Source organism: Haloarcula nitratireducens (assembly GCF_019599505.1).
In genome coordinates, this window is sequence record NZ_RKLT01000038.1 from 1 (window position 1) to 23,551 (window position 23,551).

The following is a 23,551-nucleotide window of genomic DNA, read 5'->3' on the forward strand; positions in this document are numbered from 1 at the left end:
CACCACTGTGTCCGGAGCTTTTCGCCCGAGAGCGCAGTCAGGTCGGCAGCTTCGGTGCGACCATGAACTGACAGACGCCTTCGGCGTCGGGGAATGGTGCGCTAATTCGCACGGGATTGTGCTGGCCTACCTCCAGTTTCCGAGGAGACTCACCCGGCAGGGCACGGTCGATGGTGCGAAGCCGACTCGTCTCGAACCGCGCCAGTGCGTCGGCAGGCTCGAACGCGACCAGTTCCTGTGGTTCACGGCGGTACACCATACTATCGACGTCGCCGTTGGCGCAGAACCGAAGTTCCCCATCATCAGTGTCGACGTCAATTTCGACTCGCTCCGAGAGAACACCGGCGGCAGACAGCGCAAACGAGAGGTCCGGCCGCGAGATGTGACACGTCGCCGGCGACTCGATCGCGGGCAGGCTCGGCGGCGTTCTGATGGACTCGGTCGGGATAAGTTCAGTCGTCCGGGTGATTCCGTCGACGTCGATTTCGAGTTCACTCACACTGGCGTTCAGCGTGAGTCGCGCGCCGTCGTCTGCACTGCCGACTGACAACGCATCCACGACGTGCTGAACGTTCACGCCGAGGACGCCCTCCGTGACGTCGAAACTGTCGAACGACGCTGCATCCACTCGCAGCTCGAGCATCGAAACACATTCGGCGTCGATGGCCCGCATTGCAAGCCCATCCGCCGAGACAGCTATCCGACATTGCTCGACGAGGCTGGCGGCCACCTCGAAGATGGGCTTCAGGACTGTAACGTTGGCCGCAAGGTCGAACTGCGTTGGAGCTGACCCAGTAAAGGGCGTAGTCGTATCCTTTGCCTCGGCATCTGTGCCGCCGTCGGGTGTGCCGGGCGTCTCGGTTGCTGGCTCCTGTTCGTCGGCTGGCTGCTGCTGATCAGTACTCATCGAAAATTCCCTCACCCACCAGGGGAGCACAAAATCGACACGCGCAGAACGATGCGAACCGACGCTCTCGATTAGGGCACGACCGTCGCGATGCGGTCGGTGCGATACTCAACGGTCCACGTCCCATACGACTGTGTAAGTCGATAGGTCCGCACCGTCGCGACGTCTTCGAGAGCGCCGACGGGTGTCTCCCAGTGGAACTCGTAGCCAGCGATGATGTCCCCGTCCTCCAGATACCCGACCGGATGCTCGGGTCCATCCCACTCGACGACGATTGTCTCACCGCCACGAGGTGGCTGAATACCCCGTCCGACGCTGCCCTGGATACTCGATGGGTCGGTCGTCAATGACGCCAATTGTGCAAGGTCCCCGGCGCTGATCGCCCACTGCTCGTCGGCCTCGTCGTCGACGAAGACGTGCTGTGTCTCGCCGCGGGACCGCTTATACTCGACCTCCGTGATCCGACCGCCCAGCGAGTCTTCGATGAGCCAGATGAACTGATGGACGCCGTCGAGGACTCTCTGGTTCTGTTCTTCAACCGCTATTGTGCTGGTGTCGGTCTCCACCTCGGTCGTGAGTCTTCCTTCAGTAGCTCGGTCGACTGGCGCACAGCTACACAGCAGCGTCCCTTCGGGGCCGGTCAAGATCCACGGCTGACGGCCACAGGGAATGAGCGAATACTTCGAGGCTGAATACCGCCCGCCGCCAGTGAGCACGCGTAGTGCTTTCTCGATTACGCTGCCGTCGAATCCGTAGCCATATTGAGCGCCGAGTCCGTCGACGAATGTCACGTCTGTTTCGACACTGCCGAATTCGCCGTAAGTGCTCGGAATCGAGCGCACTTCGTCGGTGCCGTATTGCTCAACGTAGGCGCCGACGTCGCCATCGACAATCCAGCGAGTCTGTTGTCGGTGGGCTCGACCACCAGAGGTGTGAATACTCGAGTACGGCCGACGAGTTGTGAGGCCCCAGTCATTATCGGGATCACTCCACGAAACGCCCTGGCGAACAGGTGTGGGCGTGATGGTCGCACAGCGAGCGACACTCTCGGCGTTAGGTGTGAGATCAGTACTATCGCTACTGAACGCACTGAGTGGTGAGTCAGTCATCGGGATTCCTCTCCACCCACTGAGAGGGCACAAAATGAGGACTCTAAGTAGCATGTGAGCCATATCCGCGACCGCCCTCCTACAGATATTCTACAGGCGGGACAAGGCGAGTGCCTCGGGGCTTGACCCCGAGGGTGAAGCCAACACGTTTATTACGCAAAAGACCGTCTTTCATGATACAGTTGCGACGTGGGTTAAAGACCTTAATCCGAAGCAACTGCGCGCAGTTGCTGAGGAATGCGACACCTCTCAAAACCCGCGCCTTTGGCGTGGTGCGACGGGTGTTGTCGGGCGAGGTGGAGTCGCCGACCCTCACGGACGCACCGGGCGTTCGGGTGTTAATTCCAGCCGACCCATCTCGGGAAGGTCGAGGGGAATTAAATTCGCCTGCGGTGGCGGTGCGGACCAAAACGGCGAAGCCTCGGGGCTTGTCCCCGAGGTACTTCACTGTGCGCACCCCGGGGTGCACTGTTCCGTCCTAATGGAATACACCCCATCTTGCGAGTGTTCTCAATTTGGACCGGCATATCGAAGCCAGTACGAAGAGAACGCTCATAGAATAATAATCTGACATTCCGTCAGACACACCACTATTGCCAGTAAAAACGCCGTGCTGCACTATGTCATAGATAACTGGCACCGATGGTGTTCATCTATTCAATCATACAACAGTTATATCCATGTTACTGGCAATAGCGGAGAGGGTACTGGTAAAACTGGCACCAGGGGTGGAGTAGTTACTGGCAAAAGTGGAGAGGGTACTGGCAATAGTGGTGACGTGGGTCCTCAGATCACTCCAGAACCTGATGCTGCTTCGCAGTTTCACGGATATCATCGATCTCTCCCAACTCACTTTCTAGTGCATCAAGGGCCGACGACAGAGAAACATCGAGTTCGTATTCATTATAATTCCCGCGTCCACTCGAGGAGTCAACTATTCGTAAGACGCCGTGAAGGCTCAAATCCGACAGATGGTCATGTACTCGCCGCCGTTTCAGTGGTTCACTGCCATGATTACGAAGCACCTCCTGATACCGTTCATAGATTAGTTTTGTTCGTTCGGGGGTTTCACCCCTCGCTGCTAGCTGGCAGACCGTCAGCAAGACATACTGCCCCTGTCGAGTTAACGAATGCATCCCTTCGACGACCTGTTGGCGCTGAATCTGATGCTCGGCCTCCCGTACATGCTCTTCTGTAATCTTTGCTGCTCCATCTGCCATTGCCTCATTCTCCGCGATATCAGCAGCTTTCCGAAGCAAACGTAGTGCCTGGCGAGCTGATCCCGAGTCCTGAGCAGAGAACGCAGCGCATAATGGAATGACATCTGTTTCGAGGACATCATCATAGAGCGCAATATCGGCTCGCTGTCGGAGAATATTCTGTAATTCAGTCGCGTCGTATGGTGGGAACAGAATTTCCTCCTCACAGAGAGTATCCTTGACCTTCGGAGAGAGATTCTCTCGGAATTTGAAGTCATTAGAGATACCGACCACGCCGAGTTTTACATCAAGATCTAACTGTGAGCGTGCCCGTGGAAGTTCATACAAAATATCGTCGTCCGAGCCGATGTTATCGATCTCGTCTAACACTACGAGAATAGTCCCACCAATCGACTCAAGATCGGTATACAGTTCGTTGAAGATGCGTTTTTGCTGATACCCAGTTTCACTCATGGGCTCGCGCGTAGACGAAACAGTTGTGAGAGGGTGGGTGGGAGAACGTATTTCGTTAACAAGATTGACCGCCACTTGGTAGGAAGTGGTACAGCCGGTACAGTTGAGCTCAATGACGTTGAGGTCCACGTCGTCGTATTCCGCTGCAGACTCCTGCAGCTCCTCAAGGAGATCGTGAGTCGCAGCAGTCTTCCCAACACCAGTAACGCCATAGAGAAAGACATTGTTCGGTTGCCAGCCCTGAATGACGGGACGGAGAGCAGCTGCATACTCGTCGAGTTCTTCGTCCCGCTCTTCGAGCGTCTTCGGCTGGTAATCATCCCGGAGGACATCTTTGTCCTGGATGATGAACGATTCGCGATTGAATCGGCCCATAGCAGACGCAATAGGGAGAGCCATAATAAAACCACGGGTTCCAGTATCACCACTAACCCACCAAGACAACCAGTTATGCCAGTATCCCATTCGCTTATAAAACACACACACTCCACTGTTGCCAGTAAACCTTCGTAACAACTGAAGGGGGTCAACGACCCCCTCTCTAGCTGCCGATACTCTTAATACAATACGCGGAAAACCAAATCCGCACTAGCGCAAATCCAACTAGCAGTAGGAAGAGAATATGGTAGTAACTAGACTAGAACAGTGACCGTTCCGCCCACCCTCTCTAGTTTCGCTTCATTACTGGCAATGGTGGAGTGAGAGTGTGTCTTAAAGAACGGGATTATTGGCAATACTGGCAACGAAGGCCCCCTACTTTTCCCCTCTCGATGTTTCCTCCAGTATTCCAGTTGAAACCCATCTATCGATGATGGGATATCGGGTGGACCAATCCATTCCAAGAAGCCACTCGATCTGTTATATTGTGGTCAAGAGATGCGCCCGGATTCTCACAGTCAAATCGTTGTCGAAAGACGCTTGACACGACCGTTGGTTTCTTCGACGACGTCTTTCTCTACAAGACGATTCATAATCTTCTGTAATTCTCTGTTGGAGTACTCGAGTTCTTGCTGCAGATCGGACATCGACTTCGGTTCGTCAAGGACGTGAAGCACTTCGAGTTCCTCGTAGACGCGCTCTGTAATCTCTGCGACAGGGTCATGCAATGGGGTCCTTACATTGTGTTGTTCGGTAAGTTCAGCTAACGCCTCGTTCACGTAGGTCACGAACAGCTCTTGATCTAATAATTCGATCTGCGCAGCAAGCTCTGTTTCGACGACCTCGAAATCCAAGCCAATCTGCATCAATGAAAACATGTCCTCGATATCGTCCACTCGTCCGGCGACCGCTTTGAATAGAAAGATATCTTCCGGACTCACGAGTTTGACTACAAGATTCCCAGGATTGAGATGCCGCTCGCTCCGTTCTTGAATCCCCGAAGAGAGGACCAGTTTGTCGATAACTTGCTGATTAAAAATATCTATCCGACACCCGTCCTCGTTCTCGAGGATCCGCTGGGCACCGAGCTCCTTGTATTCTTCGTCGGGTTCTCTGACGATTTCGTAGTCGAGTTCGAGCAGAACTGCTTGGAGCTGAGCGAGATTCGTACCAGAGGTGACGATGAGGTCGATATCCTTGGTGGTGTTTTTGAGATCGCGAAATGCCATTGACCCACCACCGATCAAGAAGACGGTGAGTGGTTCCTTTAAGTGCTCACCGATGCGTTCGAGTTCCGAGCGAATATACCCACTATCAAACCGCGCTCTCATACCGTCACCTCATACTCCGCAGCCAGTTCCTGAAACTCCTCCCACGTGGGAAGTTGCGACGTTCGCTGTTTTCCAGTGGTGTCGAGATACGTGAGAAGGTCCTCGACGAGACCGCTGACACCGTAATCTGTAGCCTGTTCACGCAACTCATCGCGGTCGACGGTAACGTGACTGAGCAAAAGCAGACAGTATGACTGGGATCGCGCCCCTGAACCGATCACAAGCATATGACAGCATAGCGTCGCCGGCGAAAGGTCATCCATTGTCTCCGAATAGAAGTAGTATCGGCGGTCACGTGCTACGAGGGGCAAATCATATGTCTGGAACTGTGCTGGACCGGTCGAAATGAAGGCCTCGTCGGTGATTTCGTCGGCAGTCTGCACGAGGAACTCGTCGAGCGACTCCCAGAGTATCGTGTAGGTATCCGTATATCGTTCGACGGTCTGGCGATGGCTGTGATGTGCCAGTTCCTGAGCAAGTGTGCTCAGTTGTTCGAACCCCTCATTTAGTGCGTAGGCGTCGTTTGCTTTGTAGACAATCCCACGATGCTGGAGGGGGTCAAGGGCGCGATGAACGGTACTCCGATGGACATCACTGCGGCGTGCGAGCTCTGTTGCGGTACGGGGTGTCTCCAGATAGTAGAGGACGCGGAGTGTTGCTCCCGACAACAGCTCTGGCCAGTCAATATGGGCATACTCCTGCGTGATTGCTGCGAGGAGTTCGAGTGCTTTTGCGTCCGATAGGCGAATCTGCTTTGTTTTGCCTTGCCGCTGTGTCTCAACGAGCCCAGTCGCTTCGAGGCGGCTGACGAGTTCAGAAGTATAGCTGAGACCGCGCTCGAGGTGGGTTGCAAGCTCGGAAACTGTCTGCTCACCGCGGAGAGTGGTGAGCGCTCGCAACTCGCCTTCTGTGAGCATACTGTTGCATAATTGCGTACTAATATATAAATAACTTCGCTATTTTGCAACGAACAGCAGTTGATTCACTTGCGCCGTCTATCTCTTGCTGTGTTAAAAACAACTATCCAAGCAATAGGTCCTTTAGGTTCCATTAACGGCTTCAATCATGCTATTCAATCATCTGGGTTATTCAACCGATAGAATGAATTGGTTCAACTGGGCGGTTCAATCTATGAGTTTAACCAATCGGTTCAACCGGTCGGTTCAACCACTCAGTTGAATCAATTGGTTATTTAATACAGGCCATTCAACAACAGGGTATGCTGTCTTACAGCACGTACAGCGAGGCTGGAGGCGTCGGGAAGACGACGACTGCTGCGAATCTTGCCGTCGCGCACGCTCGTGCAGGCCTGAAACCGCTCGTGGTTCCGCTCGACCCACAGGAGGGCAACCTCTCCCGACTATTTGGCGTCGACGACAATCGCTCAGGCGACGTTGATCATCTCTCTCGGCATATGATCCGACGACCGAAAGGTAACTTCGAGGACCTCATTGTCGAGGCCGAGCATGGCGTGCATATCATTCCAGAGCACAACCAACTGGCTGATCTCGGGGACTGGCTCCGTCGGGAACAGGAGCAGGCCTCAGCCGTCGGTGATGCATTCAATATCCATGCTGCTCTGTTATCCGTCCTTGCAGACGCGAACGTCCGAGAAACGTACGATGTGCTAATTTGTGATCCGCCAGCTACCGAAGGCCCGCATCTGCATAACGCCATCAACGCGACACGCTCACTCGTTATCCCGGTCGAACCGAGCGCGAAAGGCCAGGCTGCCGTCGAAGGACTTGAACAACTCGTCGCCGGATTGGAGGATACCCTCGAAATCGATATCGGCGTCCTCGCAGCCGTCCCAGTCGGTGTGAAGGGAACTAATGACCAGCAGCGCATCCTCGACGAAATTCCGTACTCCATCCCGGAGACCTTCGGCGACCGCACCTCGTTGATGGAGGGCGCGTGGGCACAGCAGTGTTCGGCGTTCACGTACGTTCGCGAACATCGCGACCGACGCCGGGACTACGAACTCGAAACACTCGCACAGTACGATCGTCTCGCACGGTATCTCGAAACACAGGCTGGTATCGAGGCCCCCAACCCGCCAGAACCCGGGGCGCTTGACGAGGTGACTGTCTGATGGGGGGAATGAAGGAGGGTCCAGGCAGCGACCCATTCGCCGATGACAGCAACGATGAAGCGACTGAGGAACGAACGAACGAAGCGTCCACACCGGAGGAGCCTGTCGACACTACAACTGACTCTATGAGTACCACGGAAATTCCGTACGTCATTCGGCGTCAAACGGTGAAAGAAGATCGGAACAACGAACACGTTGCGTTTCTCCGTGACGAGTACGCCGATCTTGAAGCTGAAGTTCTCAACGCCGTCGCAGACGAGCTGGATATGCGCTCGAAAGATGTGTCGGTTACTGACCTTCGGGAAGCCCTCGTCGAACTCGGTAGCCGCCACGAATCTGAACTCGCGGACATCCTTGAAGACTGGGGCTACGAACACCTGAAGTAACCAAGCCGCTGTTTCTTCCGTATCTGGACACCTCTAGAGCGATTTCTCATCTGCAGACTTTCAGAAGCTTGGGTACGGATTCAGTATAGCCCTATATGGTTTATAAAACAGTAAAAGTCCGAAATTCGGCGGGTTAACGGGTATAGAAACCCGAATACGGGCATAACTTCTCCTCAATTAGCTGGTCGTGATTATACGAGTAATCACGACCAGTTTTTAGTCCCCCGACGCCGTCTACGAAGCACGAATGCTGCAACCAACTCAGAACGACGCTTCCCCGGGGGGAGAGCCGCCGAGACCGGACCTGCGGAAACGAGATGGCTCGGACAATGTCTGATCGAGAACTCTCGACGCTCCTTGAGGACAGCTTCGAGCGCTACCTGCAGGACAAGGGAAAGGGGCGTGGTGGCGACGGCGGGAACTATCGACGTAACGCAGCACGCGAACTCGAGCGGTTCGCCGAGTGGGCTGCCGGCGACCGCGGTGACGATGACTGGACCGGGACCGTCCCCGACGACGTTGACCGCGAGCCGACCTTCGGAGACCTTGATGAACGCGTCTTTCGAGAGTATGCCCGCCATCTCGCCGGTGATCGCGGGCTCAAGCAGAATACCGTACAAACCTACTACCGCTATCTCTCTGCGTGGTGTGGCTGGTGCGTCAATGAGGGATACCTTGAGGCGCACTACGCCCAGCGGGCGAGTGCGATGGCGCCGCTTCCTGAGGATGACGGTCGCAAACCCGGTGACCAACAGGCTTGGACGTCCAAGCAGCGCCACGCCCTCACCCGGTACGTCGACAAGCGAGCCCGCGACGCCATTGAGACGTACACGACACTCCCGGAGGAGGTAGACCCCCTCGACAAGCAGCGAGTGCGATACACCGCGCTGAAAGCAACTCGTGACCGGGCACTTGTCTTCGTCCTCGCGTACACAGCCGTCCGTGTCGGAGAACTGCTTCGGGATCCGAACGACCCACGCCGGCGCGGTGTCCGCTGGGAAGATATCTCGCTTGAGGATGGAAGTATGGACGTTTACCGGAAGAAACAGCAGTGGGATGCTGCCAGCCTCCCCGACCCAGTGATTTCGCCGCTGCGGAGCTACCGCAAACTCATGGAGCCACCGACTGAGCGTTGGCCAGTGTTCCCAACGTTTGACCAGCGAACACTCGCAACGCTCGTGCAGGACGAACTGGCTGACCGCGGGGAACACCCGGATACAATCGACGAGCGACGTGACGAGTTCGCTCGCGACCTCCTACTGGCGCTTGAGGAAGACGTTCGACTGCCGTTGATCACAACGGATGGGGCACGGTCGGTCCTCCAACGTCTCTCAGACGCAGCGGAGATCGATATCGACCATCCGAAACACGACTACCTTGCACCGCACGGCGGTCGCCGTGGGATGGGTGAGGTACTTGTCCGTGCGTTCGGGTACACGGTTGCAGCTCGGTATCTCGATAACTCTGAGGAGATGGTACGAGAACGATACTCACATATCGAAGCTGGGGAACTAGGGGATGTTGCGACAGAAGCCCTCAATGAGGTCGATTCTAATGTATAAGTAGCGAGTGATGGACTCGCTAGAGTCGATCGATTCGGACCGGATTATCCAGCTCGTCGAGTACTTCGAAGACTACGCCGAGTATCTCGTCGTCGCACTGCTTCCCGAAGACGCACAGGCGCTGGACGATAGTGTGAACCGGGTTACCGCTATCTAAGCGGCAACTCGCAGCTAAAACCCTTATATGGGAGACACGAATAGACCTCACCGGAATGTCTCTCATTGTCAAAGCCGCGGTAAAGGATGCACTGTCGGAGCACAATGTCTCGGCGGATTTCTATGAGGCACTTGATGAAGAAGTCGCTGAACGGCTCGAGGACGCTGTCCAGCGTGCTGAAGCCAACAACCGAAAGACGGTCCAGGCACGCGACCTCTAAGGTACACTCGAACCAATTTTTGTCTCGTCTGCGCTGAACCAGGCCCTGTTTTAAGAGGCCTGTGGGAGCACGGTATGACTATGAGTCTCTCAGCGGAGTCGATCACAGTAGAGAACGTCGTCGCATCTAGTGATATCGGCCAGGAACTTGATCTCGACTCACTTGCAATGGACCTAGAAGGAAGTGACTACGATCCCGAGAATTTCCCTGGCCTCGTCTATCGGATGCACGATCCCAAGGCCGCGGCGCTGATGTTCCGCTCAGGAAAAGTGGTGTGTACCGGGGCGAAAAGTATCGAGGATGTCGAGACTGCCCTCGGCCAAGTCTTTGCTGAACTCCGTAGCTTGGGCGTCGAGGTTGACGACTCACCAGCGATCGATATCCAGAATGTCGTCTCGAGCGCTGATCTAAAGGCGAACTTGAATTTGAACGCGATTGCGATCGGGCTCGGACTCGAGCATATCGAGTATGAACCAGAGCAGTTCCCGGGACTTGTCTATCGACTTGACGAGCCGGATGTCGTGGCACTACTGTTCGGCAGCGGGAAACTCGTCATCACGGGTGGCAAGCGATTGAGCGATGCCGAAGACGCGCTCACCGTAATCGAAGACCAGCTGAGCGATCTCGGCTTACTGGACTGAGGAGTTTGCGCGGTGAACTGGTCGTTGTACTTGAGAGCGGGAAAATAGATCGCCTCGGACGTCGCTTGATGGTGACTGATATTCTCTTTAGGTTACATTCTTCGTAAACTGGGGAGGTTCCATGAGGTACTAATTCAGCCACTCACCGCTTCTGGAGCCCGCTCTGCCTTGCGGTGAGCTCGTTCCCAGTATGTATTGTAGAGGTCAATGCCCCAGTCAACGACTGTCTGATTGGTGCTGACAAGCATCGCAATATGGGTTGCATCATCGGTTTCATTGTACGCTCCAATGGTGACTTTCCGATCATCGTACAGCCCGATGCCGAGCGTTAATTGTTCTTCAAGCCATCCGATATCGAAGTCCGCAAACTCTGAATCGTCAAGAAAATGTTCTAATCCCTGTGCGTGGAGCTTTTCGTAGACGAAGTTGTCGACGATTGCCTCTCCTGGGAGTCCCCACTTGAGCAACCGATTGTAGGCTCTGAAAAGAGGAGGATTGTAAATCGACGCAAGTGCTCGAAATTGGTCGAGTTGTGGGTCACAGAGATCAAGCGCGGCTCCAAAGACAATCCCCGGCGAATCTGGACCGGACGTGACGACCTTCGCGTCGGCAAGTGCTTGCACGGGGAGATCCGACCGACTCTGGTCGAGTCGCTGCAGCCACGGGGCTTTCTCTACGACTTGCTCAATCGAGGTAGAAGGTGGCTCAGTTTCTCGTTAGTTCCTAAACCCCCGCACGCTATTCATAGATATCTAACTATTCTGTGTTCATCGTGTTAGAGTGGCCCCTCACTGACCCCTTCCTCTGAGTCAAACTAGCTGCATCCGAACCTCCAAATCATCAGATTTTCAGTAGAATCATTTCTTCGGATGTATATTTCTCTGAAATCGCAAGACAATGAGCGTCTGACTCATATCTTAATAGGAAATATTTGTCGTGACTTGCGGGAAACCGCAAGACGGCAGGCGGATGAGTCAAAAACAATGTGACTCTTTTACTTGCCCCACAAATTCGGGGTATTTTCGCGATAGTAATCGAACAAACATATCGAGATTAGGAGTGTTTTGTCGAAGGCTGTCGTTGAGCATCTCACCCCCCGTCATCGATTTGTATTTCGGTGGCTACTGAACCTTTCACAGATCATAGATGAAGCCACCGCATGCCGGTACACTCGACCACAAAGCACCTCACCAGATGAACTGCATCCACTCACGTCGATACTGCGAACAACCCCCTGCTTCGGATGGCTGGCAGACCTACGCGTGTCGCGCTTCACTGGATTCCAGATTGATGCCGGCCACCACCCCATAACCAGGTGGAACGTGCAGCGAAAAATCAGTCTCATATCTCTGCCTTGGAGCTAGCGTCGGCACGCTCGCAAAGAGTTTTCACCACGGTCTCGCACACCCTCCTTGACACCGAATTGACTAAGGTCTAACAATTCAATCGGATCCCATAAGCGGGCTTCTGTAGTTGTGACAGTCAGCATCCTACCGTTCTGCTATGCGCTTCGTCAGCGTGGGGAGTATTGGACTATCAGGCGAGCCCATCTCAGTTCTCCACCGCTAGATATGACCTGAGCCAGCTACCGAGCGAGGCCTGAGGATCACTAACCAACTGTCGTTAGTAAGAGACAATATTGTTGGTTAGCGGAGAACCCCCATTTCTCCGTGAACTGGAGTTCGTCACGATTCGGCTTCGATACATAGTTCGGCTCATCGACGACGAAGCCATCCAAAGGTAACTCAACGACGTACAGCCTCTCGCAACCGACGGCACTCCCACTATCATTATATCACTGACTGTGGTATACTATAGCATGCACGATCTAATAGCGTTTCAACGAGACTGTCTGTACGTTATTGCAGGACTGGACAAGCCACATGGCCTTGCACTCAAGGATAAACTGGAAGCGTATTACGAAAAGGAGATTCACCATGGCCGCCTCTATCCAAACCTCGATGCGCTCGTCGAAAAGGGACTCGTCGAGAAGGGTGAGATCAACCAGCGGACGAACTTCTATGCACTGACCAGACGCGGACAGCGAGAGATCGATGCCCGGCGTGAGTGGGAGGCCAAGTACCTTGAGGAAGACGTGATCCCGACTGACTAATACTGGACCGAAACAACATACTGATTCGTCCTATGGAACTCCCAACAAAGTAGCAGACACTCTCTGAAAACAATCTTGTGCCGTGGTAACATAGGACACGTTATGGAGCGGGGCACAGACTGGGAACACGAGGCTGTCCAGAAGCAGTGGGCTACCAGAGAACACACGCAGAGGATTACGACACGTCTGGTGGCCGGCTGTTCACTCGGTCTCTTCGCGTTCCTCTTGTTTTTGCTCGCGCTCGCGTCTGAAGCCTGCCTGGGCGATGCGGGGATTCCACCACGCTGTACTGCAGTCATGACTGGTCCGCTCCCTGCCCTATTCGGTTTCGGCGGCATTCTCGCGTTGGGAGTCGGACTGTGGCTATGCTGGTCAGTCTACACGCAGGCGAAGGCTGGCAATAGTGGGTTCAAGAACCAGTAGCGGCCAAAATGCGTAAGCCCACGCACAGAGAAAGCGACCATAGGACTGAGCCATGCCGAGTGAGACAGTTTGGATTAAGAAGCGTGGGCCAGTCGGCGTCGGAGCGTCCATTCATATTCACACAGACCCAGACTGTCAACCGCTCCAGCAGGCCACAGAAGTTCGAGAGACGAGGCGTGAGAAACTTCCCGACCATTGGCCCGACTGCTCGCTCTGTGCAGGCACCGCCGACACAGGAGGCATCCCGGAGGGTGAAAGCACGCACACTCGTCGAAACCGATTGGAAGAACTCGACCCAGACGAACTCTAATCCAGCGGGACTCGGCTACTCACGACTTTGAACTATTGCCCACCCAACGCAGTCGTATCACCGCTGGACCTTTGCCCCGTCTGCCGCCTTCTCGCCGACGCGGACATCGTCGTTCGGAACTTCGGAGAGCCGAGGACCGGAGCGGGCCGCTCCCGGAACTCGTCACGGAACGACGTTGCATCCTTCGTCTCGTATCCCTGCACCGGGTAGCCGTCAACTCTCGGACGCCGCTCACCTCCAGCGAGGAAGCTGCGCTCGATTACTTCGAGCAGTACCTCGACACGGCGAGGGATGACGAGCTGGCTCTCACACGAGAGAAGACCGTCACCTACCTCATGAAACAGGACGTCGAACGGGCCGACGCACGTACACATATCGAACAGTTGCTCTTGAAGGGCTATCTCTACGAAGTCCATGACGAACTCCGACTGCCATCCCACTCGTGAGGAAATAGATTGGAGGTGGCCTCGCTCCGACGAGAGAATCCTCCTTTCTCAGGCGATATTGTAGACACGACCAAATGTGTCTGTTTCCGTCTGCCATCGTCGTGCGTATCGTCGGACGCGGGGGCTGGTTGAACTCGGCCGTAGCTATCCATAGGTAATCTCTCTCAATATTTTCGGATAGTTCATATTTATATATAAATATGATACGGTTATGTTACTCGAAAGGCAAACTCAGACCTGTTCGAACAGAGAGTTGCTCGAAGGGGGCCTACGATTTTAGTCGTAGGTTGCCGACTGCAGTTCCTCCTCAGCTCGACGCAGCCCCACTCAGAGCGGGTAGTCGCGCGGTTCGTGCTGGAGCGAGATCCATTTCTCCTCTGTGATTTCGTCGAGGAATGCGTCACTGTTGTAGGTGCCAACGCCGGAGGCCCCGATGCCGCTAAACGGGACGTGCGCCTCGTCGTTGATGGGTTGGTCGTTGACGTGGACGTTGCCTGTCTCCATTCGGATAGCTATCTCTCTGCCAGTGGCAAGATCGCCAGCGTGGACCGACCCGGAGAGACCGTACTCAGTCTCGTTGGCGAGTTCGACCGCCTCGTCGACGTCCGAAAACGGGACGACTGGCGCGATGGGACCGAAGTGCTCGTTGCAGGCCGCAGCCATGTCGTTCGTCACGTCCGAAAGGACGGTTGGTTCGACAACCAGTGAGTCGTCGATGCCGTCGAGGTCGACCGTGTCGCCGCCGGTTTCGAGGGTCGCGCCGGCGTCGACCGTCTCCTCGACGTAGCCCAGCATCTCGTCGCGCTGGGACTCGTCGATGATGGGACCAACGACCGTCTCATCCTCGTGGGCGGTGCCGACAGGCAACTCTTCAGCCCGCTTGGTCAACTTCTCGACGTACTCGTCGTAGACCGACTCGTGGACGATGTGGCGGTTGATGGAGATACAGACCTGCCCTTGGTGGACGAAACTCCCGAAAACCGCGGCATCGACAGCCCGGTCGACATCCGCATTTGCGGTCACGATGTGGGCGTTGTTACCACCCAGTTCCATCGCGGGCACGGCGAGGTTCTCGCCGGCGATGCCCGAGACGCGCTTGCCGACCTCGGTCGACCCGGTGAATGCCACCACGTCACTCTCGGGATGGCCAGCGACGCGATCGCCGATTTCGGAACCACGGCCGGTGACGACGTTGACGACGCCCTCGGGGAGGTCGGTCTCCTCGAACAGTTTCGCAAAGAGCAACCCACCCGTGATGGGGGAGTTGGTCGACGGCTTCAGGACAACTGCGTTGCCCGCTGCGACCGCGGGTGCGACCGCCCGCATCGACAGGTTCAACGGGAAGTTCCACGGCGAGACGACTGTCACCACGCCTTTCGGGTTCCGCTGGACGATGTTTTCTTTGCCGGGGATATTGGAATCGACGTGTTCACCCCGCATCCGTCGGGGCAGCGTCGCGGCTTCGCTCGCGTGGTCGGTGGCGATCTGGATGGACGTCTCGCCCATGATGCGCGAGCCACCGACCTCGTGCGCGAGGAGGTCGATGATCTCCGCTTCGTACTCGGTCAGTGCCTGGAGGAACTGCTCAACGACTGCCTGTCGCCGTGCGGGTGGCGTCTCGCCCCACGAGTCTTGGGCTTCGGCAGCCGCTTCGTAGGCGGCATCGACCTCGGTCTCCGTCCCACGAGGGACGTGAGCAATGGTCTCGCGGGTCGACGGGTCCTCGACTGCGATGCTCTCCCCGCTCTCACTCTCGGTCCATTCACCGTCGATGTACAGCGCGTTCCAGTCGGCGTCGGTAGCGATGTCGTTGACCATGTACAGTTGTGAGTGGGGGACTGCGAGATAAATGAGGCCGCAAAGCAGAGAGCCCCTCGCGTTGCGACAACCTGAAAACTCGCGGTCCCTACGACCCGCAGTCACGTCGGGGAGAAACTGGGAAACACCCGAATCGACCGTTTACAGGACTTGAAGCGTCGATACCGGATGATTTGAGCGGCGTCTGGTTTATTATGAGTACGTGCCTTGTTCGTCCTTACTAAAGGGCCAGTATGTCCGAATCCTCGCGAGATGGCGTCCAGTCGTGGGCCGAGTCGATGAGCGCCCAGGACCGTATTCGAGCGGTCGCCGAGACGCTTCGCGAACCGCGGTCGGTCAACTGGATCAGCGAGCAAGCCGACACCGCCTGGAGCACGACCAACGAGGAACTCCAAGCGCTCGTCGACCAGGGCCAACTGCGTCGCGTCGAGGCCGGCGAGACCACGCGCTATCAGCCGGACTACACGCGACTGCTCTTCGAGGAAATCCGGACGCTCATTGAGGAGAACCCTCGCGAGGAGCTACGCAACGAACTGGCGGCGATCACCGAAGAGATTGAGGAGTGGCAGGCGACCTACGACGTCGAGACGTGGGAGGAGCTCGAACAGTCCCTCGCCGACGGTGATCTCGCAAGTGCCGAGCTCCGCGAGCGCCGCGACGTCATCGCGTTCTGGCGTGAGAACGAGGAGGATCGCCGCCTCATCAAGCACGCACTGGAACTCTACTCTGACGTCGAAGCCGCCCGCGAACAGATGACCGACGTAGCTGACCGCGAGACAAACTAATTTTCGCGATCGTCGAACTTGCGGGCGTCATCGAGGGCGACACAGCTATTCGTCGGACTGTTCGCCCAGCTTCTCTCGAAGCTCGACTGCTGCCTTCTCGAAGTGTTCCGCGAGGAACGGCGTTCCCGATGTCGCCCGCTCGTTGAGGAATGCGACGGCGTCAGTGATCGCATCAGCGTCGCGCTCCGCGGTCGCGACACAGTCGACATATCCGTCGAGTGCCCGACTGAACGCACGCGAGAAGTGGTCGTAGGCACCGTCGACGCGCTCCATGTTGTCGTCGAGCGACTCGATGAGGGCCCGATAGACGGTCGCCGCCGACGCGTACCGCCCTTGATCGCGGTACTCGTTCGCGAGATCGAACCACTGCGTGAAGTCGATCGGCACGAAGACAACGTGGTACTCAGGGTTCGTCTCTTCGAACCGCCGGTCGATCGAGGTGCGAAGCTCGTCGACCGACTGTCTCGTCGGCTCGCCGACGCGGGCGAGAAACCGATCGCGGAGATCCGCATCGGTCACGAGTTCGTCGCGCAGGAACGCCCGGAGTTCGTCGGCATCGGCGCCGTCGAGTGCGGCGTCGAGTTGATTGCCTTCGTCTGAGGGAGGGTCGTCGACACACCGAAGCAACACGGCGACGACGTGCTTGCACGCTCCTGGCCCGTCGTACGGACAGTCGCACCACGGGGCAAACCCGTCAGTGGCAAGTTCAACACGAACATCATACTGATGGCTGCCACTCACGACGGCGGTGACGGTGCTGTCGACGCGGTGAATCTCGTGGATACGACTCTCAGCAAGATATCGTTCGCCGCGTTCGAAGACCGCGTCCGTGCAGACATCTCGAACCCCGTCCTCGGCTATGTCCATGTGCGTGGACAATGTTCTAGCGCGAACGAGAAAACCGATACGTCGATCTCGCCTGCGCTCCGGATCGGAACGGCCTCACTAATACTGTTGCAGTACGACGTGGAACCCACAGCTTGGAGGGAGTCCTACTCGGTCGCGAGTTCGTCGTAGATTTCCTCGTGTTCGTCGAGGTCTTGGCGTCCGAGGAACCGGATGAGATACTGCCGTGCCTCTTCGGGGGACATCTCATTGGGAATCTCGGGCTGCTCACTTTCAGCGGCCATCCTTATTCCTCATTATGGGATTCGTCGTCATAATTGTTCGGTTCGTTAGATTCCTGATCGACTGTGTCGTGCTCCGCGGGTAGCTGGTCTGTGCCGTTGATACGTGACAGCCAGAGGTTGATCGTCGCCTCGTATTCCGGTGCGAGTGGCTCTGTATGCTCTCGTAGATATTCGATTACGTCGTCGTCATCGACACCAGCCTCATCTGTGGCGAGCGCCTTCAGGATTTCTTTGATTGTCCGATCATAGTCGAACCGGAGACCGTTCAGAGCGTAGAAAATCCGGGTCGACATGAGCGCTGTTCGCTTGTTGCCATCGACGAATGGGTGATTCGCCGCAATGAGCCGCAACAGCTGATATGTCTTCTCGTGGAGCGACTCGGGAACCTGACCGAAATGGCCCTCCTGGATATGTTCAACGGCGTATTCAATATCGCCTGGCGAGGAGACCCCGGCGGTCGTCTCAGCATTTGACTCCACGATCAATTCGTGAATGTCACGGATATCAGTAGCCGACAGATAGCTGATTGACTCCGGCTCCTCGTCCATTATCGATATCCTCTGTTACAACGCTTATCTAACCTCTGCTTTCTGCAGGTGCCCCTCCTTCTCTGTATCGCCGTGGTGCCTACTCCATGCTCATCGTCCAGCTGTTGTAATGTATCTCGGTGATTCCGAATCGTTGTCGTTGAGATGACCACGGCTTCTGCAACCTCGGTTTGGGTCAACCATCGACCCTCTTCGCGACCGGCCTTATAGAGACAGGCCGCGGCGAACCCGGCCGGATGGACGTCCGTCGTGACGCCGTGCTCCTCGGCCTGCTCCGCGAGGGTTCGGGCCCGCTGTCGGATTTCGTTCGGACACTCGAGGTCCGAGGCCAGGCGCGGCACGAACATGCTGAGGGAAACGGGCTTGGCAAGGAGGCCCCGCTCTTCGTTCAGCGTTTTGTACGCGTTCACCACTCGGGATTCCTCGACGCGGGCCAGCTCGCTACCTTCGCCAAGCAACCGTGAGAGGCCGTTGCACCGGCAGGCCCCGTAGACGCTGGCCGCGGCGATGGTTTTGATGGATCTGCCTCGAAGCAGATCCTCATTCTAGGCGCTCCGGAAGAGCTGACACGATTGGTAACGGACCGAATCGGAGAGTTCGAGCGCACTCACGAGCCGGCGCACTTCGCCCAGCCCGTGGTCGAGATTCCGTTCCACTTTCGACCGCCAGCGACCACAGGTCTGCTCACGGCGCATCCGCGCGAGTCGCCGGCGCTGGGTATTCGGCGTTGCCACTCGGATGCCGATTACTCTTCGAGACGCTGGTGTAATTGCGCGACGTACTGGCTGTTTTCCCAGCTCCGATGCGGGCTGATCGTCGTGATGAGCCTTCGAGCCTCCGTATGGCTCAGATGCCCGTTCCGGGCGTAGTCGACGATGAGCCGCGGCGTCGGGACGATCCGCGGCCCCTGCAGCACGGCGTGAATCAGCGGGAAGTTCGTCCCGCCAAACTCGTCGGTGAGAAACCCATCAACAGCAAGCGCGTTCGCGAGGACGGTGCCATCGGTCTCGCCGTCGTCGAGGCCGAACGTTGGTCGCGAGTCTGGTGTATCCTCACGCTTGTACGGATCCTCGACGGTGTAGTGGCTACGGGCTGCGAGGACGTTACTCGCAGCTGCCCCGTGGATATCCTGATACTGAGTAATGTCACAGAGCTCCGCGACCACTTCTGGCGGCACGAACACCTCACACGACATGAGTAGATACTGGAATGGGTCCGGGGTGTCGGTATCGACGGTCGCGTCGGCTCGGGGAACCGCGAGACTGACGAGTGTGCTGGTGTCGGTGACGACCGTTCGCAGTCGCCGGCCGCTCATCGATCATCGTCGGCTGCGGTGTCGACCGCTGTCGCGTCGCCATCGTAGACGTCGACATCGTCGGGGGCAGAGAGATCGAGTGGTTCATCCTTGAGATCCGCTTTGAGCAGGCGGAGCCGCTGGGCGGTCTCGGCGCCGACCAACTGCTTGACCGTCTCGAACTCGAGTTGGTCGTCGTAGTACTTCGTCGCGACCAACTCTCGGAAGGTTTCGCTATCGGCCGCATCTTCGATGTACTCGCGAATCGCCTTGACAAGCAGATCCGTTCGATCCTTGTCGAAGAGCTCTGCGATGGCATCAAGTCGATCAACGAGATATTCCGGCGACTAGAAATGGACTCGTCGCGGATCGTCACTTGCACATAACGCATAACGGTTTCGTCGACTGCACAGAGCTTGCACATCGACGCCCGGTAAGACAGGAAACCCTCACACCGGTCTCAGCCCTCGCTCTGTTCGTTCAGTTCGTCGAGGAACTGGCCAGCGGTCGTTCCGATACGAACGCCGTCGATGTTGCGTACCTCAAGGTCGTGGGTAGCAGTTCGGTAGGGCATGCTGTCGACAAGAACACGGTGAATGACGGTGCGGACAGGGCCAGTCCCGTACCTATCGATGACAGTCGCCATCAGCTCGTCGAGATGTCCGTCTTGGTGATCTGCCCGAGGATGCTGCGCGCGCTCGAACAGGAGTTCGGCCACATCGTGATTAAATGAGTTAATGATGAGAGTCTATAGAGTTTGGTTCCAACTGGTGTGGAACGGTCCTCGAGATGCAGTCATCAGGTTAGCTCCACTCACCAGAGAGTAATTGTACAGGTTAACTAGCTATGCATAACGAGGTCTAACCAACGCAGTTGCGAAGAGTACCGTTTGTTGGTAAGCAGCACTCTATTTCCTGATGGTTCATTTCTCTGTATGGATGCTATCCAGGGTCGAAGCTACGCTATACAGACGACGCCTCTGCAGGCTTGACGTACTTGTGCTTCCACTCGCGGTGATCCTCAACTTCATCGCGGCCGCGTTGGGTGAGTGTATAAATGTTCGTTCGTCGATCTTGCGTGCCTTTCTCGATAAGTCCTTTGTTGACAAGTGTATCGAGATTTGGATACAACTGGCCGTGGTTAATTTCGCTCTTATAATAGTCTTCGAGCTCCGCTTTGAGAGCCAGGCCGTGGGGATCATCACCACCAGCGATCACGTACAGGAGGTCCCGTTGGAAGCCAGTCAAGTCGTACATCTCTGTGTCTAACTGGCACATAGCCCTCTTGCATATGTTTGGTGCCACAGAGATGAGAAGAGATGACACTGAGCAAGTCTGTCCGTAGAGAGTCCTCCCGTACAAATTCCTCTTTTTCGAGACCTGCATAGCGATGTCAGCTTTCTGGACTGGGGTCTCAGCATTATTCTTGAACACGATTGTGCTAACCGGTTCTGAAGATTTTTAGAAAATATGTGCTATTGGACAACTCTTTGGCCGTAATGCCAGGCGGGGACCGCGCGCAACAGCGTGAGCACGGTGGACCGCCGCGAGGCGCGCGTTGCGCCGAGCGTAGCGCTCCGTCGTCCTCGTGAGCGCCAACGAACGAGGGTTCGGAAGACGAACAGAGTGAGTCTTCCGGTGACGCCGCGCGCTATCGAAAACACCAGTCAAACATTCATTACCGCCTTGTTGGCTGGCCCACGGGAGCGTCCCATCAGAGACCCGATTACGCTGGATACCCGGCCCGACTGACCCACGTTGACGCCGTTTGCGGCCCCAGCCCCAGTCCGTGCGCGTGGTTGGCTCGTCGCCGCCCCGCTTTGCCGGTGGGCGGCGACGGGGCCGCGTGCGCGAGGTGGCCTCCGCGCCGACCAGACGCTTGTCTCGACGGCGAAGCCGACCGAGTCGGGGTTAGTCGGCCAGCGTCACCTCAACTGCCTTTGCCATGTCCATCCGATTCGCCCATGCGTGAGTGTCTGATTCCACGTCCCACGGAGCGAGTCGGGGGCTGTCACCGGCACACCCAAACGAAGCCCGACAGTCGCCGGTCGGCGCGGGACCGTCGCCGCGTTCGAGAATGCACATCGTGGAATCGCTCGTCACGGCGAGCGTCGTCAGGCCGTTGTACTCGCCGGGCTTGCCAGCACAAATACGCACGCGGTCGCCTTCGTGAAGCGTGCGCACCATCGCGCCACCGTGGACAGACTTGACCCAGACTGTGACCTTCGCCGTGTCGCCGTTGTCGTCCTCGACGTAGGCGACCTGATACTGATTCGGGGCGGCGGGGTCATCGATGAGATGCGTGACCGTTCCCTCGATGGTGGCTTCGTAGCCGTGGGGGTTCACGTCTGCGACCGGAATCGGCGCGTTCATCGCGGCGCGGGCGGCCGTGAGTGCGCCGAAGACGCCGTCGAAGCGTGAGTCGCTCTCGGTCGTGTGGCCGGCGACGAGGCGACTAGCGGCGGCGTGGCTGATACCTGTCTCGTCGCTGACCGTCGTGGCGTCTTGATTCACGTTGGTCAGCGCGTCGGCGCCCATGTCGGCGCGGGGGTCTGACTCTGCCTCGAAATTGTCGGGTCGCTCTTGGTCGCTGGTGGTGAGCTGGCGGGCCGAGGCTTCGCGGTCGATCTCGCCGTGGGCATCGCGGGCCGTCTGGGCGTGCCGGGCTTGTTCGGCTGCCTCGCCGTGTCGCTGTTCCTGAGCGGCGAGCGTCTCGCCGTGGCGGCGATCCGGGGCGACATCGGTCGAGCGGGTCCAGTCGTAGTCGTTCTGGCGGGCGTAGTAGTTCCCGCGGGAGTCACTGCCGCGGTTGGGGCGGTAGTCGAGTTCATCGCCGTTCGCCGTTTCGGCGACTTCTTGGAGAAGATGCTCGGGACCGCCGTCGACGTGGGCACCGAGTTGCAGCTGCTGGTCGATATCGGGCGATGCTTTCTTACTGCCGGAGTCGTTAGCGTACATTGTCTTTCACGTCACCACGGAAAGACACTTGTCGGGTGTACTAGCACCCGATTTCCTGCGGCGTGAAACGGCCTTCGTGAGCGCCGCGTGTCGTGTCTTTCCGTACATAAGGCCACGGGTGCACAATACTTAAAACCAACGACTATATAGTATTGCTTCAAGTGGAATTAAACTGCTATAGAGAGACTCAAAGACGTATTTCTGAGTTCAGGTTTTGGTGAGGTTAGTATATAAATGCGGATTGATGGGATACCTTCGATGGCGGGGGATATCTTGTGCGGTGCGGTCGCGGTTCCGTGAGCATCCCGCGGGGCCGCCCGAGTGCCGGATGGGTGAAAGCCCGGCACGGCCATCGGCCGCGCCCGGAACACAGCGAGCGAAGCGAGCGTCCTCGTTCCGGCGAGGGAGGGCGGTCCCAAGGGTTCTGCTGTTGTGGTCGGGTAGGACTGAAAGGGGCACGGCGCTGGCGCTTGCTGTGGTCTGGTCAGCGACCCCTCTCCGAGCGCAGCGAGGAGATGTCGCTGAGCGACCGCCAGCGCCGTGGGGCTTTCAAGGTGTGTTGGTTCTGCCTCATCGCCACTGTCGCCGACAATCCGAATCTAGTTACTCCGGTTCGCTATCTATAGAAGATTTCAGCGGTACGCGTGTTAGTGCTGGCAACTATCGCCGGAATAGCGGTGCACGCTTTTCTCCGGAGAACTTCTGTTGATCTGTAGCGACTTGGATTTCCGTAGCAGAATCTAGTTAGAGCCCCGTCACTCTTCTCGTCCGAAAATGAGGTATACGCTCAGAGACGTTTCTTCGTACTCGTATCTCCACCGGAGCACTATTCGGGACTACCGTTCCCGGCATCTCTCCAACCTCCACAGCCGCCCAGCGGCGGCTGCTGCGGCCGCATTCGATAACACGGGGAAACACACAAATCTAGCCAGTCTGTCAGTCCCACGTTGTTTACACACCAGTCTTTCGGCGTTTGCTCTCAGTCGCCAGCCCCACGATGTCGTTCACGGGAAACCCGGTGTCTTTCGGCTATCTGTCTGCCCCACGCCTCAAGCAGCTGGATACCGATGTGTTACTCGGCGTTACAAGCTGAGAGTGATTGCAACGTAGTGTCGTTTGTTGCTCTCGGCTCTGCCCGTCTACGAACCTGCGTCTCTTCTGGAGTTTCCTCGTGGAGGTGAGAGATTATAACCATAGATGACAATGTATCACCATATATGGCTGATAGCGAGTCAGCGACAAAGCTGGCCATTCCACCCGTCGGAGTAGTC

General features: G+C 56.9%; 24 protein-coding genes and 3 pseudogenes. 9 read left to right on the forward strand and 18 right to left on the reverse strand.

Features of this window, described 5'->3' with window-relative positions; translation table 11 throughout:
* Positions 1-37: 37 nt before the first annotated feature.
* The 5 genes from EGH23_RS24820 to EGH23_RS24840 all read right to left on the reverse strand — a co-directional run bounded on the left by EGH23_RS24820 (position 38) and on the right by EGH23_RS24840 (position 6,315).
* On the reverse strand, positions 38-907 hold the full coding sequence (locus tag EGH23_RS24820; protein ID WP_220582672.1) for a beta clamp domain-containing protein: 870 nt from the start codon (positions 905-907) through the stop codon (positions 38-40).
* A 71-nt stretch (positions 908-978) separates the two neighbouring features.
* Positions 979-1,698, reverse strand: a complete 720-nt coding sequence (locus EGH23_RS24825; RefSeq protein WP_328767081.1) for a hypothetical protein — start codon at positions 1,696-1,698, stop codon at positions 979-981.
* A gap of 1,109 nt (positions 1,699-2,807) precedes the next feature.
* Positions 2,808-4,064: an orc1/cdc6 family replication initiation protein gene (locus EGH23_RS24830; protein WP_220582674.1), complete on the reverse strand. Its 1,257-nt coding sequence runs from the start codon at positions 4,062-4,064 to the stop codon at positions 2,808-2,810.
* A 521-nt stretch (positions 4,065-4,585) separates the two neighbouring features.
* Positions 4,586-5,398, reverse strand: a complete 813-nt coding sequence (locus EGH23_RS24835; RefSeq protein WP_220582675.1) for a nucleotidyltransferase — start codon at positions 5,396-5,398, stop codon at positions 4,586-4,588.
* Positions 5,395-6,315 (reverse strand): winged helix-turn-helix domain-containing protein, encoded by a 921-nt coding sequence (locus EGH23_RS24840; RefSeq protein WP_220582676.1) that lies wholly within the window; start codon positions 6,313-6,315, stop codon positions 5,395-5,397. Before EGH23_RS24840 ends, EGH23_RS24835 begins: the two co-directional genes overlap by 4 nt.
* Positions 6,316-6,617: 302 nt before the next feature.
* Between EGH23_RS24840 and EGH23_RS24845 the strand changes: the two genes are divergently transcribed.
* The 6 genes from EGH23_RS24845 (at position 6,618) to EGH23_RS24870 (ending at position 10,456) form a co-directional block, all read left to right on the forward strand.
* Complete coding sequence (locus EGH23_RS24845) at positions 6,618-7,490, forward strand: ParA family protein (protein WP_220582677.1); 873 nt, start codon at positions 6,618-6,620, stop codon at positions 7,488-7,490.
* Complete coding sequence (locus tag EGH23_RS24850; protein WP_220582678.1) at positions 7,490-7,876, forward strand: DUF7970 domain-containing protein; 387 nt, start codon at positions 7,490-7,492, stop codon at positions 7,874-7,876. Before EGH23_RS24845 ends, EGH23_RS24850 begins: the two co-directional genes overlap by 1 nt.
* 329 nt (positions 7,877-8,205) lie before the next feature.
* Complete coding sequence (locus EGH23_RS24855; protein ID WP_220582679.1) at positions 8,206-9,438, forward strand: phage integrase SAM-like domain-containing protein; 1,233 nt, start codon at positions 8,206-8,208, stop codon at positions 9,436-9,438.
* A 10-nt stretch (positions 9,439-9,448) separates the two neighbouring features.
* Positions 9,449-9,595: a hypothetical protein gene (locus tag EGH23_RS24860; protein WP_220582694.1), complete on the forward strand. Its 147-nt coding sequence runs from the start codon at positions 9,449-9,451 to the stop codon at positions 9,593-9,595.
* Positions 9,596-9,650: 55 nt separating this feature from the next.
* Positions 9,651-9,815, forward strand: a complete 165-nt coding sequence (locus EGH23_RS24865) for a DUF1931 domain-containing protein (protein WP_220582680.1) — start codon at positions 9,651-9,653, stop codon at positions 9,813-9,815.
* Positions 9,816-9,895: 80 nt separating this feature from the next.
* Positions 9,896-10,456, forward strand: coding sequence for a TATA-box-binding protein (locus EGH23_RS24870; protein WP_220582681.1), 561 nt, complete (start codon positions 9,896-9,898; stop codon positions 10,454-10,456).
* 134 nt (positions 10,457-10,590) lie between these two features.
* Here the strand turns inward: EGH23_RS24870 and EGH23_RS24875 are convergent, their stop codons facing one another.
* Positions 10,591-11,079 (reverse strand): transcriptional regulator FilR1 domain-containing protein, encoded by a 489-nt coding sequence (locus EGH23_RS24875; RefSeq protein WP_220582682.1) that lies wholly within the window; start codon positions 11,077-11,079, stop codon positions 10,591-10,593.
* Positions 11,080-12,275: 1,196 nt separating this feature from the next.
* Here EGH23_RS24875 and EGH23_RS24880 point away from each other — a divergent pair.
* A complete protein-coding gene (locus tag EGH23_RS24880) occupies positions 12,276-12,569 on the forward strand; it encodes a PadR family transcriptional regulator (RefSeq protein WP_220582683.1) in 294 nt (97 codons plus the stop codon).
* A gap of 102 nt (positions 12,570-12,671) precedes the next feature.
* Positions 12,672-12,992 (forward strand): hypothetical protein, encoded by a 321-nt coding sequence (locus EGH23_RS24885; protein WP_220582684.1) that lies wholly within the window; start codon positions 12,672-12,674, stop codon positions 12,990-12,992.
* A gap of 370 nt (positions 12,993-13,362) precedes the next feature.
* Here the strand turns inward: EGH23_RS24885 and EGH23_RS27435 are convergent.
* Positions 13,363-13,520 (reverse strand): annotated as a pseudogene (locus tag EGH23_RS27435) (DUF7568 family protein); the annotation flags it as partial.
* A gap of 555 nt (positions 13,521-14,075) precedes the next feature.
* Positions 14,076-15,566, reverse strand: a complete 1,491-nt coding sequence (locus tag EGH23_RS24895) for an aldehyde dehydrogenase family protein (RefSeq protein WP_220582685.1) — start codon at positions 15,564-15,566, stop codon at positions 14,076-14,078.
* A 233-nt stretch (positions 15,567-15,799) separates the two neighbouring features.
* Here EGH23_RS24895 and EGH23_RS24900 point away from each other — a divergent pair, with 233 nt between their 5' ends.
* Complete coding sequence (locus EGH23_RS24900; RefSeq protein ID WP_220582686.1) at positions 15,800-16,351, forward strand: DUF7342 family protein; 552 nt, start codon at positions 15,800-15,802, stop codon at positions 16,349-16,351.
* A gap of 45 nt (positions 16,352-16,396) precedes the next feature.
* Here EGH23_RS24900 and EGH23_RS24905 read toward each other — a convergent pair whose 3' ends face one another.
* From EGH23_RS24905 to EGH23_RS24950, 10 genes and pseudogenes are all read right to left on the reverse strand, one after another.
* Complete coding sequence (locus EGH23_RS24905) at positions 16,397-17,218, reverse strand: SWIM zinc finger family protein (protein WP_220582687.1); 822 nt, start codon at positions 17,216-17,218, stop codon at positions 16,397-16,399.
* A 125-nt stretch (positions 17,219-17,343) separates the two neighbouring features.
* Complete coding sequence (locus EGH23_RS24910) at positions 17,344-17,481, reverse strand: hypothetical protein (RefSeq protein WP_220582688.1); 138 nt, start codon at positions 17,479-17,481, stop codon at positions 17,344-17,346.
* Positions 17,482-17,483: 2 nt separating this feature from the next.
* On the reverse strand, positions 17,484-18,029 hold the full coding sequence (locus EGH23_RS24915) for a type II toxin-antitoxin system death-on-curing family toxin (protein WP_220582689.1): 546 nt from the start codon (positions 18,027-18,029) through the stop codon (positions 17,484-17,486).
* Positions 18,029-18,745, reverse strand: a pseudogene (locus EGH23_RS24920) (transcription initiation factor IIB); the annotation flags it as partial. The pseudogene EGH23_RS24920 and the gene EGH23_RS24915, both read right to left, overlap by 1 nt.
* A 29-nt stretch (positions 18,746-18,774) precedes the next feature.
* Positions 18,775-19,344, reverse strand: a complete 570-nt coding sequence (locus tag EGH23_RS24925; RefSeq protein WP_220582690.1) for a hypothetical protein — start codon at positions 19,342-19,344, stop codon at positions 18,775-18,777.
* A pseudogene (locus EGH23_RS27440) lies at positions 19,341-19,736 on the reverse strand (hypothetical protein). Before EGH23_RS27440 ends, EGH23_RS24925 begins: the two are co-directional and overlap by 4 nt.
* 47 nt (positions 19,737-19,783) lie before the next feature.
* Positions 19,784-20,041: a DUF8158 family protein gene (locus tag EGH23_RS24935; RefSeq protein ID WP_236045080.1), complete on the reverse strand. Its 258-nt coding sequence runs from the start codon at positions 20,039-20,041 to the stop codon at positions 19,784-19,786.
* Between the two features lie 244 nt (positions 20,042-20,285).
* A complete protein-coding gene (locus EGH23_RS24940) occupies positions 20,286-20,579 on the reverse strand; it encodes a PadR family transcriptional regulator (protein ID WP_220582693.1) in 294 nt (97 codons plus the stop codon).
* A 654-nt stretch (positions 20,580-21,233) separates the two neighbouring features.
* Positions 21,234-22,280: a single stranded DNA-binding domain-containing protein gene (locus EGH23_RS24945; protein WP_220582691.1), complete on the reverse strand. Its 1,047-nt coding sequence runs from the start codon at positions 22,278-22,280 to the stop codon at positions 21,234-21,236.
* 1,072 nt (positions 22,281-23,352) lie between these two features.
* On the reverse strand, positions 23,353-23,551 hold a 199-nt coding region (locus EGH23_RS24950; RefSeq protein WP_220582692.1), incomplete at its 5' end, for a hypothetical protein.